Consider the following 11,677-nt stretch of genomic DNA (forward strand, 5'->3'; position numbering starts at 1 on the left):
GCTATTAGTCATAAACATAACCGTTTGCCTATCCCTTATCGTAAGGGGGAAACGGTGTCCTGTCTTTCAGGGGGCTCGTTCAAAGGGGATGGACGAGGACGGGCTCTATAAGCACCTCAAGAACATCCTGGAGGAACGACACGTCAGGTGGGGTAGGGCCGTATGACCGTCAAAAAGCAGCCCGATGGTCGGTGGCTTGCAGACGTACAGCCCATCCGTGGCCAGCGCTTCCGCAAGCTGTTCAAGACCAAGGCAGAAGCCTTGCGCTATGAGCAATACATCACCGCCAACAAAGCCGCTGACCCAGCGTGGAATCCCAAGGCCCAGGATCGCCGCCGACTCTCGGAGCTGGTTGGTCTGTGGTTCGATCTGCACGGGCATATGCTCAAGGACGGTGAGCGCAGAAAGGCCAAGCTCGATGCCCTGTGCGTTCGTCTACGCGACCCCATCGCCATGAAGCTCGACCCGGCCACCTACGCCCATGATCGCCGCTTGCGGGCAGAAGCCGGCATCACACCCAAGACGGTGAACAACGAACTCGGATACATCCGGGCAGTGTTCAACGAACTGCGAGGCCTCGGCCAGATCGATTACGCCAATCCCCTGGAGCTGATGAAGCCTTACAAGATCGAAGAAAGGGAACTGTCCTGGCTGACCCAGGAACAGATAGCCGATCTGCTGACGGCCATTCGTGAAGGCTGCGACAACCCGCACGTCGAACCTATCGTGCTGCTGTGTCTGGCCACTGGTGCTCGATGGTCGGAAGCGGAAGGCCTCACACCCTCCAGACTTCGCAATGGTGCTGTGACGTACAGCAAGACCAAATCAAGCAAGGTGCGAACCGTGCCGATCCAGCCCGAGCTGGAAGCGTTCATTCGTGATCACTGGAAGCGTCACGGCCAGTTCACCGGGGCTATCACGTCGTTTCGTCGAGCGTTGAGCCGATCCGGCATCGTGCTGCCGAAAGGGCAGGCCAGCCACGCACTCCGCCACACCTTCGCCAGCCACTTCATGCAGAAGGGCGGGAACATCCTCACGCTCCAGAAAATCCTGGGTCACTCCAGCTTGGCCATGACCATGCGTTATGCTCACCTTGCACCCGAGCATTTGGCTGAAGCCGTTAGGTTGAGCCCGCTTTCAGGGCTTGAGTTGGTTGGTGTTTGATCGTGTTGGTTCGTGTTGCCGGAAACGCATATTTGCGGGATAATACTTTCACGACTCAACCCTTGGCGGGCCGATTCAGTTCAGCCTTAGCCTCGGGTGAAGAAACCGGCCCATAAAGCCGGTTTTTTCGTTTCTAGGGATAGGGCATTGTGCGTACAGCTTTCTTCGTAGACGGCTACAACCTCTATTACGGCGTCCTGCATGGCTCCGACCACAAATGGTTGGATCTGCCTGCGCTGCTTGCCGAGATCTTGCGGATCCAGGAACCCTCGGCCGAACTGGTCTCCGTCGATTACTTCACCTCTCCTGTCATCGCCAGGCTCGCGACTCGTGGCCAGGTCTCCAACGATGCGCAGAATCGCTATATCCGCGCTTTGCAAGCGAGAGGTGTCTCGGTCACGCTCGGTACGCACCGGCTGGCGAAGGGCTATGCGCCCAGGTACCTCGATGGTAAGAAGCCTTCCAGGCAAGTTCAGGTAGCGATTTGGCAGCTCGAAGAGAAAGAGACGGACGTTAACCTGGCTCTAGGCATGTATCGGGCAGCATGCCGGTCTGTGGATCTGCAGCTGGATCAGATCGTGCTGGTGTCGGGCGACACTGACCTGGCGCCTGCTCTCGCTGCCATTCGCTCGGACTTCCCGCACATCCGCATTGGCGTAATTCTTCCGCACCGCCACGAACAGCGGGATCCGCCGGGGTCACTGAAAGAGCATGCCCACTGGATCCGCCGGCACATTCCCGAGTCTGAGCTTGCGGCTTTCCCGCTCCCGCCAAAGGTGCCGCTTCCCAGGAAGCCAGCCATCGTCAAACCGGACTACTGGTAGCTTTTGCGCTTGTGACACTTTCGGGACAGTTGCTGCCCCTGAGAACACAAAACCCCTGAAATTCACTAGGAAAATCAGGGGTTTATGCTTGCTTCAATTGGTGGAGCCGGGGGCTTTATAACTTCATTCATAAGGCATTGATTTAAAATAATATTTATATGGAATTCTCGATAAGTGCCCCCTGAAATGCCCCCTTTGGAAAACTCCCGACGAATGGTCGATAGGGAGTTGAACTGGCGTCCCTTGCTGATGGTTTTGCCTGCCAACCTTAGGGCATCAGATGAGGATGCGGCGTGACATCTTGAATGGTACGCGTGCCTGTGGTTTTATCAGTCGTAGGCCTTATGCAGAGGCCTGCCACCCGCTTTAGCGAACCCTCGTAGGGACTGCAATCTTTCTATTCATACGTTGACTTTGTGCTGCTAGCAGCCATGTCGGTATTCGCGGGTGATGCCTCTCCGGCTGCGTAAGCACGAAGGATTTCGTATGAGCAGCTATACCTCTCGCCTACAGCGCCATCTCAAGAATCACGCCAAGCAGCTTCGCTCTGCTGCCGATACTAGGCACAGCGAAGCTTTGGACATTGCTGCGGCCGACTTCGGATTCTCTGGTTGGAAGCAAGCCACCGCTCATATGGCCATGGCTGAAATTCGGATACGAGACGCGCAAGCGTCGTTTGCCAGCGAGGTTATCCGCCTGGCTGCAGAACTGCGTGTATTACCCGGCTATCCGTACCGGTTAGAAGGTCGTACCGGTGTGAGATTTGAACCAGCTGACAAGCAACAAACCGAAGCAGTAGCCAAGCGCTTGGTGTTGCTCCAACTGTTCGAGGATATTCATGCCCCCAAGGGGCTCTGTCATTCAGTTAGTGCTCGGCTCTGGTTCCGGGCGCCGATGCTGTTCGATGACGCCGCTGAAATCTGCCAGGGTGCTCCGTGGAAAATCAGACGCCTTTCGAACGCACTGATGAATGAGCCCAAAGCTTCTGAAAATGCGTGGCTACATGTCCAGCCTCCAACCCCAGAAGTCGCGCGCATTACGATTATCGAGTACCTGCACGCATTGCATTCAATATCCGTGATCCGTTCGTTGACTGGGTCTCCTGAGGGAGTTGTTGGGCACCCAGGGTTCAAAGAATTTGCCGGTTTTGCATTGAATGCCTTGCTCGCCGGTAAGGAGTCTAAAGAGACTCTCCTCAAGTTGCTGGATCACGCGGGAATCAGCGCCTGGGTACAGGCAACCTCTGGTCTCATCGATCCCAAACGATTGTCTTGGGTCGGCCGTCAGGAATCGGAGAGCCTGCAACCCAATGAAGGCGTGTCGATGGTGATTGGATCCCCCTTACACTCACGCCTGCGCAGGCCGCTGAACTCGCTCTCACACGAAAAGCATGAAGAACTTTCCACTGCTTTGGCGCGTGTCTGCAAGCTTGTCCAAGTGAAAGCGAGCTTGGAGCGCAACCTCAGCGAGATCCGTGAAACCCTGGCTGGATGGATGGCTTTAGAGATTGGTGGCCAGGAAAGGGCCAACAAGTGCTATTTCGGTATGTCCCGCGCTTATCGAGCAGTGCCATTCCTTGCTCCGGCAGAAGAGAGAGCTGTTCGCACCGCCATTCAGGCTATCCGAGACTGCATTGAAGCAGGCTACGAACATTGCACGCCACGATCGAGGTTGCTGGGCCAGATCCTTCAGCTGCAACAGAAGTTCGACCGTTGGATGGAGAAAACTGAAGGTCACTGGCAGAACACCACTCACAAGCTACCGATGGACTCCATTGGCCTAGTGGCCACCGACCCTAAGCACGAGCTTTCGCTCGACTCTGAGTCTGTCTGGAAACAGACGGCGATCATGGGAGGCAGCAGTGAGGCCAATCTAATCGCAGCGATCCGGCCCCATCTGTTCAACTCTTGGAAGGAGGACGAGGAAGGCCTGGGATATGAGTTCGATGCAGCCGACTTCGATAGCGAGCAGTCCATCCTTGAGCATTTGCACGAGCTTGCTTTCTATCGCTACACGGGCGAAGCGCTCACGCGTTTGCAATATGAAAAAGAGGTTCGCAAAGCCTTCTACTTCGAGCCTGAGCATGTCTGGTTCAAGCAGCGAAAGATCAGATGAACTGAGCGTTAGGAGGAGCGTGATTCCCTTTGGGTAGCAGTCGGGTCATTTGATTGGGTATTTTTCGAGATAGCGCACCATGGGCTCATCTAGGGCGATCTGAGCTGGGGTGCGGTATGAGACACTCGATGGTTACCTGTCACAACTGTGGCAAAGCGATGGTTCCGAGAACGACATATAGCCGTGGTTTCTGGGGCTATTCGCCTTCGTCGAATCACTGTCCTTTTTGCCTGAGTGAGAACTGGCACGGTGGAAATCCAGGGTTAGGGGCTCAGTTATTTGCGTTGGTTGGCTTTGCTCTGGGTGCTCTGGCCTGTGTGTTGATGGGAGCGTTTCTGTTCAAAGTGCAGTGGTGGCTGGGCGTTGAAGGACAATGGCCTCTATTGAGCCTAACCACATGCGCGGTGTCAGTTCTTGTGGGGTATCGCTTCTACAATTGGTTTGTGAATTGCTGATAGCCGGTGATCATGCTGTGGTCGGCAGAAAAGGGCAAAAGCAGCCCGTCTAAAGTGCCAGCGAACCTAAGGGCAATAGGGTGAAGCCAGCGCCCCCAACGACCTGCTCGCAGACCTGAAACCACCTTGAAAGCCATTCAAACCTGATGCACTAGCGGGACACTAAATCACGCAAATTACTGATGATCTGCGCAGCAGCTTGCTCTGGTGATTGTTCTCGAAGCAGCGCCAAAGTTTGTACCGTTTTTGGAATATCTGTAGCAGGCCGAGTTGGCCGGCCCTCACTCTGCACGAACGGGCCATCGGTTTCCGTGAGGATTCGATCAGGAGGCAGTGAAACAACTAGATTGCGATGTTTAGCTGAAGTCAGCATCTGCGAATTGACTGAAAAATAGCACCCAAGCTCCACAGCCCTTTTGGCTTCGCTGGGAGAACCGGTGAACCAGTGGAGTACAACCGTTCCTCGGTCCGTCGGAAGCAGGCGCTCGATATGGGAAAGCACTTTTCCCACACTGCGTACGCTGTGGACAGTGAGGATCTTCCCGGTCTGCTCCGAGCAAGCCTCAAGCACCCTCTTAAACACTCGTTCTTGGGCCTCGAAGCTCCGATAGAACTGGGGGCCAGCATCAAGCCCAACCTCTCCAACGTATCGAGTCTCCTCAAGGAAGCGCTCCAGGAGCGGCAGCTCCGATTCGCGCTCTGCCACCAGTTGGGGATGTAACCCCAGTGCCACCCGGACATGTCGAGAGGATGCCGCAAGTTCACGATTGCGCCGCCATGCTTTCGGTGTCGTGGTCACGGCCAAGGTAGCAACCTCTGCCTGATCGCACTCCAATATGAGGCGCTCATGATCAGGATAAAGGTCGAGATGGCAGTGGAAATCCACCCACTTTGGAATCGGGCTTTTTTTTGGCTTCATAGAGGTATAGCTGTGACACCCTCAAGATAATCGTCGACCTCCAGCAGCCCATTTCGATAGACCTGTTCGAAGTCCGCTAAACGGTCAAGGTGATCGATCAACGGCCCCGGCTCATGAATTGCGAACTTGGCTCGGTGAGGCGCACGCTTGAGACGCGCAATGGCAAGCTGGAAGGAACGCACATGTTCGCCGTCAGACTTGTTAGTGTCTAGCGCTTGCGCATGCAGATCTGGGATGAGATATCGCGTCTGATCGGGGCCACACCCTCGGAGAATCGCTGCCCGCCTGATGATGCAGGGGACGCAGAACCCACAGTGCTTGGGGGATCGATTCAAAGGATCGGGATGGTACCTGGCCTTTCCAGGCGAGGAGCATGACATCGTCAGATGCACATGATCCGCTAGGAACACTGGGTCAGAGCACTGCTCTGCCATTTGCCCCTTTGTGAGATGGCTGAACATGTTGAACAGCCTCGTGCTCAGGCCCAAACGCCCAAAGAGCTCATTCACCCGCGCCATGTAATATGGATGCGTCGTGCGCGTGCTGCATGCACCCAGGCGGCGTGGGTCTAAGGGGACGTTCAGAGAGATCAGGCCATTTTCAGGCACATGGATGGTTACCGAGTCGCCGATCGCTTCCGCAGCCATGGCCGCCAGCGCGAAGAACAAGAATGAGCGCGCTCGAAGTGTATCTTCACTACCTCCACCCTCCACAAGATCGTGTGGGAACCCCACACGGGCCTGGACGTGGTTGATCGACGTCTCGGAAAACCTCTCCTGCAGCGCTGCCCTGCAGTCGTTCTGGTAGGTGCTGGTGCTGTTGGTGTCCCAGTAATGGCTCACAAGCAATGGCTTGCCGCCGTCACTGAGTAGATCGATCGCCCCAATGAAGCTATCCATCCCCCCTGAGAACAGGCAGACGCTGTCCGACTCATCTGTTCTCAAACTCTCCGGAGCGGGAGATAGCTCATCGATATCTGTGGGCCGCTCGCGGAAGACTAGGCGCCAGCGATCACCAGTAAGGAATTTCAATGTCGAGGCCAACATGTCGGACGTTGCTGTCCACAGTGCGGGATCTGCGACGGGGACGTAGAGGTCGATCTCTCTCGTCCAGGCGTTTTCCGACTCGGTGTCCCGTGAGACTCTGGTATCCGCAGCCGTAAGGGTCGCTGCCAGAAGCGCTAGGTCGACGGCAGTTTCTCCTGGGCTCATACCCAGCTCAGCCAGTTGTTCAATGGCTTGGCCAATCCCAAACTGCAGTCGTCCAAGTCCGTTAAGAAACTGAATTTCGGTGATGAAACTGCTTGGCTCCAGCAGAGCCAGATCCTGGTCATCTGTCTGGCCAAGCCGGCAAATAATGCTGTGGTGCCTCATTCCATCCCCTCCGCTGCAGTGGCGATAAGATCGAATGCCGCTTCATAGATCGCAGAGGTGACCTGATTGACCTCTTGGTCTGTGGGTGCCGGCCATTGCTCCAGCCGATTGGCGAGCTGACCCCGCGTACAGCCCGTGATGAAGGAGCTCAGCTGAGATTGGATGCGCTCAACTGCGTCCACATCATCCGGCATGGTGATTCCCCGGCCGCCCAAGTCCGCCATGATCATGCTCTCAATCGAGTTCGCTACGAAGTCGAGGAAGAAGTTCTGCCGATCAGCTTGAGTCATGTCTTCGAAGCTACCGCTGCCTGCCTCGTCCAGTTCGGCGATCGTATTCAGCGCAGCCTGGCGAGCAACGCCTTCGTCAATCGCGCCGCCAGGCGGGCAAATGAACTCAAGCAGCGTGAGCAGCACCTGGGAGGCCGGTTGCCTTGGTGCCACGGTGAGCTGCAACCGCCGCAGTGTTTCCGCTGCCCCGTTGCGCTGAACATCCCCGAAGATAGTGAGCAACTTTGCCGCGGTAGCGCGGGATGTCCCCATGCGGCGCGCGCCTCTCGACGATCCCCCTACGCCTTTACGCACATATGAAGACAGGGCGTTCCCCAAATCGCTGGGGCTTCCAGTGCGGGCGAACCGGGTGAAGCTGCTGCGAGCCCCCCGAAGGGAGCCAGTGCCGTCATTGTTTACCGGCCCTGACGGAGCTGAGCCAGGCTGAGATGGATTAGCTTGGCCTGGCCCGTTCGGTTGAGCAGCCGGGGCGGCTGGCTGCGCCACATCATCAATCCAGGAGGGCACCAAGCCGGAGCTCGGGCCTCCATATCCTTTGGAGGTACCCATATCAATCCTTATGATTTCCCGCTGAGCGCAAGTACGCGCTTGGCTGCCTTCTGAAGATTCCCGTTCTCGATCTGCTGACTCCAACCTCTCAGAATTGCATCGAGACCCTGGATAGCATTTGTATCCTTGAGGCACTCATGCCATGGGGCAGGAGCCCACATCCCAAGTTTTGACGTGGGCAGAGATCGGACAAATTCGATCAGGCGCTTTTGCAGCGCGGGACGTTGTTTGACAAGCTCGATCAATCCCGCGACACCTTTGGGTTGATCCGAAAAATCGTCCGCCTGGATTATCTGATCGCGGAGTGCGTCAAAAACATTCTCGGCATCAACCTCAGCCAATCCCACAATTTCTTTCTTCGTGGTCGCTTGCCGGATCTGTAATGGTGGACCCATGAGCTTGTCGACAAGCGCCTCGAGATGACTCACCGCGACCTGCCCCATCAAGGAACTGCGTTTGTCGCGGGTCACGAAGATGTAGGGGCGCAGATCCACGCCAGTCAGCGCGGGATCGATCGCCGCCCATTTGCTGATCCAATCACTCTTCTCCCAATCGTTCACATCGCTAGAGCTGGCCACTGCCTTGAGCTTCCCAGAGCCCTTCCCCTCATTCGGCTCTGAATCGGTTCCATTGGACTTCTTGGCCCGTTTTTCCAGTTCGGCGATGGCAGGCACTGTACCGCCGGCATCCAGGCTCGCGATCCGGGCCAACTGCTCGTAAAAATCAGGGTGAAAACGCTCCGCCAGCATGATTTTCGCAAGTATTGGACGCCGGATGTCGTCAGCAAATCCACGAGCTTCGGCGATGGCGTAACGCAGCATCATGGAGTTCAGGAAGCGTTTGATCTGCCGGGGGTTGCCCCTGGTACCTTCGCTCAAGATTCGGGCCAACAAGGCACTGGTATCCAATGCTTCCTGGGCATAGTCGGGAAGCGGGTTGCCGAAAGCGCCAGCTACGGCTTTACGGTCGAGGCCGGTGCTCTTCCAGGGACGGAGCATGTCCTGCTGGGCGGTATTCAAGAGCGCCTTGAATCGATCGTCATCCGTTTTGACGAAGCTCTCCAGCTGTAGCAGCGTGATGTAACTACGGGTTTCCGCCAGCCCCAGGGCCGGGATGCGGAACGGTACTTGAATGAGCTTTTCGAGATAGTTACGCGCGTACGTCACAGGTCCCGCACCTTGAGGGAGGTCCGGAAAGTGCTCGCGTACCGCGTACTCGATCATGGCCTCATCAGCACCGATTACGAATGCTGTTCGATTTACGAAGAGGAAAAGGCGAATGGCCTCAAGCGTGGCGATTGCTGTCTTCGGCAAACATCGATCAAGGTCATCAACGATGACCACCAACTGGTCAATGTCGGCAGCCGTTAAGAGCTCTTCGAACTCGGCCCTGAACTCATGCATGTGCTCGGGAAGCTGCTCAGACTCAGTATCAGCATCTTTGATGAAACCTCCAGCCTCCTTAGCAAGGTCATTGAGCCTTTCAAGGCTCAGATATTCACCGGGGTTCTGTACGAAGGAAGAAATCGATTCCACAGCTCCTCTTAAATGATCGAGGTTGGGGATGCCTGTGAACGCGGTAATGCCTAACCCACCTGCTTGCTTGGCCAGCTTGAACCAATCAACTCGACGTAAGACCTTCTTCGCGGCCTCAGCAACCTTCGCTGAGCCAGGGCGCGCACGCCTCAATTCATCGACAATCGTCTGGATGACGACAGTTTTCGCGTCCTCAAAACCTTCGAATGTCCACCCGTTGAACCAGATACAGCAGACGCGATCATCAGAATTGAGGATCTGCTGGGTCATTTTCAGAACGCTGGATTTACCGGCACCCCAGTCACCGTGAACGCCAATGGTGACCGGTGCCCCCCGTGATTCGCGAAGTAGACGCACTACTGTTCTAGCGATGGGGGTGTAATACAGCAGGTCAGTAGCTGTTTCCTGGTCGTTCAGGAACATGCAAAGAACTCCCTTCCTAGCATTTGAGATCTACCCATTGAAGTGAATTCAACGCTAGAAGGCGGCTGTTTTCACATCACCTGACGGGCATACGCAGATGTCACGAGTAGGCCAAAGCCTGCACGTTGATGTCAATACGCCATTCTGATAAGTCTGTGCTCGCTGGCTCTTGTACCGTGCGGCCAGCGGAAAGCCTCCTACTTTTGTAGACGCTCAGCGACCGGGTGCTTGCAACCAGACATTGAGGTACATCCGTTGGTCAATGTTCTGGCTCTGTACTGGTCAGAATCAGACTACCGTCGTCATCTGTTGTATATCTTTTGCATGTCATTCTTTATCTGCGTCTGCCATGTCGTCATCTGCCGTCTGCCCAATGTGAGGCTGGGTAAAAACAGCTTGAATCGATACATCCGCGTAGATGGATTTCCGACGATAAAACCGTTTGAAATCGAATTTTGGCAGTTCAGCGATCAGCCACCATTTTGGCTCTTACAGCAAAGAGAGCCGTGACCATGAGCAAAGATGCGAAAACGATTGTCGACCTGCTGGATCAGCAGTACGAACAAGTTCTCATAGATGCGAGACGCTTGGTTGAGCGCTATGTGGATTCGTCCATGAATCTGTACAAAAAGACCGGGGTCAAATCTGTCGTGGCTGCCGTGTCAATCAAGCAAACGAGCCCGAATGCGTACTCGATCTACTGGTGCAAACTGGTGCCACTGCAAGGGCAAAAAAACAAATTCGCGCCCCTGACTATTCCCAAGGGCAACGGCAAGCACAAATACCCGGCTTCCTCGTTTGAGTTTGTTAAATCCCCTTACCGTCTCCTCGTTTTGCAGGTAGAGGAGCGTCTGGCTGAGATTCGCAGCATTGCCAGTGAGAATCGTCAGCTGCGTCGGACGTTGGTCGCCTATGAGAAAAAGCTGTCTAGATATCAAGCGCTTGATCATGGCGACCTCTGCTCGGAGGAGTAGAGGCTGAGCACACTATAAGCAGTGCCAAACGTATCTGAACCGACTTCAATACCCGAAAGCCCCGTGCAGCTTGGCCTGACGGGGCTTTCTCGTATCAGCAGTGAACTCCTGCGAGACATGCTGCTGCGCTTGGTCAGGGAGGGCTACGAGTGCGGGCTATAAGCAGTGTAGTGCGCTAAATCTACTCGCTGTCAGCCAGCAGGCTCTTGCAGGCGGGTTCGCAGGCCGTATTTGCTATTAGCAGTGACGTTTACGACCAAGCCAGTCGGCCAACTGTGATCGGTATTAGTAGTGAAAGGCTTCACTTTCATAAAATAATCTTTGGTAGGTGCCGGCCTAGCTGGTACCCGTGTCGCGTAGCGGGTGGTGGCGGTAACGCGCTATCCCTCACTGCCACGCTGCTGCTCGAATGCAATGCGGTTCATTACGCACATGGGGATGGGGTAGCCCTGGATGTGTGTTGTGAGGGCCTCATTGCCTGCGATCACCATGATGCAGGATAGGCCTCTGCGGAAGCGCATTCCTCGTCCCGAGTAATTGCGCGGGATGATCTCCCATGTTTCGTCGTCGTAGTAACAACCAACGATTTCTGACCAGTGCGATTGGATGCCCGCGCCCATGATGCCTACCGAGGTCAGGCAAAAAATTTCTACCTGGGTTTCCTGTCCAAGAGGTACAGCGTAAACCCGACCGTTTGGTGCAATAGGTGGGAAGTATTGCCCGTTACGGAGGTGACGAAATTCCATGCTTGTGCTCCGGATAGATGAGGTCGCTAGACTCTCCGGTAGCTTTACGAAAACCCAAGATCAGATGTTGCCATCGATTCGGCGCACGAGTTTTAGCGTACTGGGCAAGCTAGCTCGCCACATGGCGGGCGTGAATGTCGCTGATCTAAACGCTTCGGCGCTCCGGTCACTTTCGCTATGGTGCGGAGATTAACAGCCCTTCCGAAGTCATCCCATGACCTCATAGGCTTGAGGAAATACTGCTTATCGCAGCGGTAGGGGCCTTGTCGATGGATTGGGTAAGCGCCCGCTGCCAAGGGGCAGCGGGCGG

General features: G+C 55.5%; 9 protein-coding genes. 4 read left to right on the plus strand and 5 right to left on the minus strand.

From position 1 onward, the window contains the following. Positions 1–162: 162 nt before the first annotated feature. The 3 genes from ACFOMF_RS09085 (at position 163) to ACFOMF_RS09095 (ending at position 4,103) form a co-directional block, all read left to right on the plus strand. Positions 163–1,164 carry a phage integrase gene (locus ACFOMF_RS09085; RefSeq protein WP_386364002.1) on the plus strand — a complete coding sequence of 334 codons (1,002 nt, stop codon included), beginning with the start codon at positions 163–165 and terminating at the stop codon, positions 1,162–1,164. A 149-nt stretch (positions 1,165–1,313) separates the two neighbouring features. Then, positions 1,314–1,988, plus strand: a complete 675-nt coding sequence (locus ACFOMF_RS09090; protein ID WP_386364005.1) for an NYN domain-containing protein — start codon at positions 1,314–1,316, stop codon at positions 1,986–1,988. A gap of 486 nt (positions 1,989–2,474) precedes the next feature. Then, entirely contained in the window at positions 2,475–4,103 is a 1,629-nt protein-coding gene (locus tag ACFOMF_RS09095; protein WP_386364008.1) for a hypothetical protein, read from the plus strand. A 606-nt stretch (positions 4,104–4,709) separates the two neighbouring features. Here the strand turns inward: ACFOMF_RS09095 and qatD are convergent. From qatD to qatA, 4 genes are read right to left on the minus strand one after another with little or no spacing between them, the layout of a single operon-like run. Next, positions 4,710–5,477, minus strand: a complete 768-nt coding sequence (gene qatD, locus ACFOMF_RS09100) for a Qat anti-phage system TatD family nuclease QatD (RefSeq protein WP_386364011.1) — start codon at positions 5,475–5,477, stop codon at positions 4,710–4,712. Continuing rightward, positions 5,474–6,850 carry a Qat anti-phage system QueC-like protein QatC gene (gene qatC / locus ACFOMF_RS09105; RefSeq protein ID WP_386364014.1) on the minus strand — a complete coding sequence of 459 codons (1,377 nt, stop codon included), beginning with the start codon at positions 6,848–6,850 and terminating at the stop codon, positions 5,474–5,476. The genes qatD and qatC overlap by 4 nt, the downstream gene beginning before the upstream one ends. Further along, entirely contained in the window at positions 6,847–7,689 is an 843-nt protein-coding gene (gene qatB, locus ACFOMF_RS09110) for a Qat anti-phage system associated protein QatB (protein ID WP_386364016.1), read from the minus strand. Before qatB ends, qatC begins: the two co-directional genes overlap by 4 nt. Before the next feature lie 8 nt (positions 7,690–7,697). Further along, positions 7,698–9,647 (minus strand): Qat anti-phage system ATPase QatA, encoded by a 1,950-nt coding sequence (qatA, locus tag ACFOMF_RS09115; RefSeq protein ID WP_386364018.1) that lies wholly within the window; start codon positions 9,645–9,647, stop codon positions 7,698–7,700. 512 nt (positions 9,648–10,159) lie between these two features. On the opposite strand from qatA, the gene mobI reads away from it, so the two are divergent. Then, on the plus strand, positions 10,160–10,621 hold the full coding sequence (mobI, locus tag ACFOMF_RS09120; RefSeq protein WP_386364020.1) for a conjugative transfer protein MobI(A/C): 462 nt from the start codon (positions 10,160–10,162) through the stop codon (positions 10,619–10,621). A gap of 380 nt (positions 10,622–11,001) precedes the next feature. Here the strand turns inward: mobI and ACFOMF_RS09125 are convergent, their stop codons facing one another. After that, the gene (locus tag ACFOMF_RS09125) at positions 11,002–11,367 is read right to left on the minus strand and encodes a hypothetical protein (RefSeq protein WP_386364023.1); all 366 of its coding nucleotides are present in this window, start codon (positions 11,365–11,367) and stop codon (positions 11,002–11,004) included. Positions 11,368–11,677: the final 310 nt, after the last annotated feature.

Source organism: Stutzerimonas tarimensis, from assembly GCF_042648805.1.
GTDB classification, from domain to species: domain Bacteria; phylum Pseudomonadota; class Gammaproteobacteria; order Pseudomonadales; family Pseudomonadaceae; genus Azomonas; species Azomonas tarimensis.

Coding starts and splice junctions, on each gene's coding strand:
- ACFOMF_RS09085 (WP_386364002.1), top strand. CDS start 163: ATGACCGTCAAAAAGCAGCCCGATGGTCGGTGGCTTGCAGACGTACAG.
- ACFOMF_RS09095 (WP_386364008.1), top strand. CDS start 2,475: ATGAGCAGCTATACCTCTCGCCTACAGCGCCATCTCAAGAATCACGCC.
- qatD (WP_386364011.1), bottom strand. CDS start 5,477: ATGAAGCCAAAAAAAAGCCCGATTCCAAAGTGGGTGGATTTCCACTGC.
- qatC (WP_386364014.1), bottom strand. CDS start 6,850: ATGAGGCACCACAGCATTATTTGCCGGCTTGGCCAGACAGATGACCAG.
- qatB (WP_386364016.1), bottom strand. CDS start 7,689: ATGGGTACCTCCAAAGGATATGGAGGCCCGAGCTCCGGCTTGGTGCCC.
- qatA (WP_386364018.1), bottom strand. CDS start 9,647: ATGTTCCTGAACGACCAGGAAACAGCTACTGACCTGCTGTATTACACC.
- mobI (WP_386364020.1), top strand. CDS start 10,160: ATGAGCAAAGATGCGAAAACGATTGTCGACCTGCTGGATCAGCAGTAC.
- ACFOMF_RS09125 (WP_386364023.1), bottom strand. CDS start 11,367: ATGGAATTTCGTCACCTCCGTAACGGGCAATACTTCCCACCTATTGCA.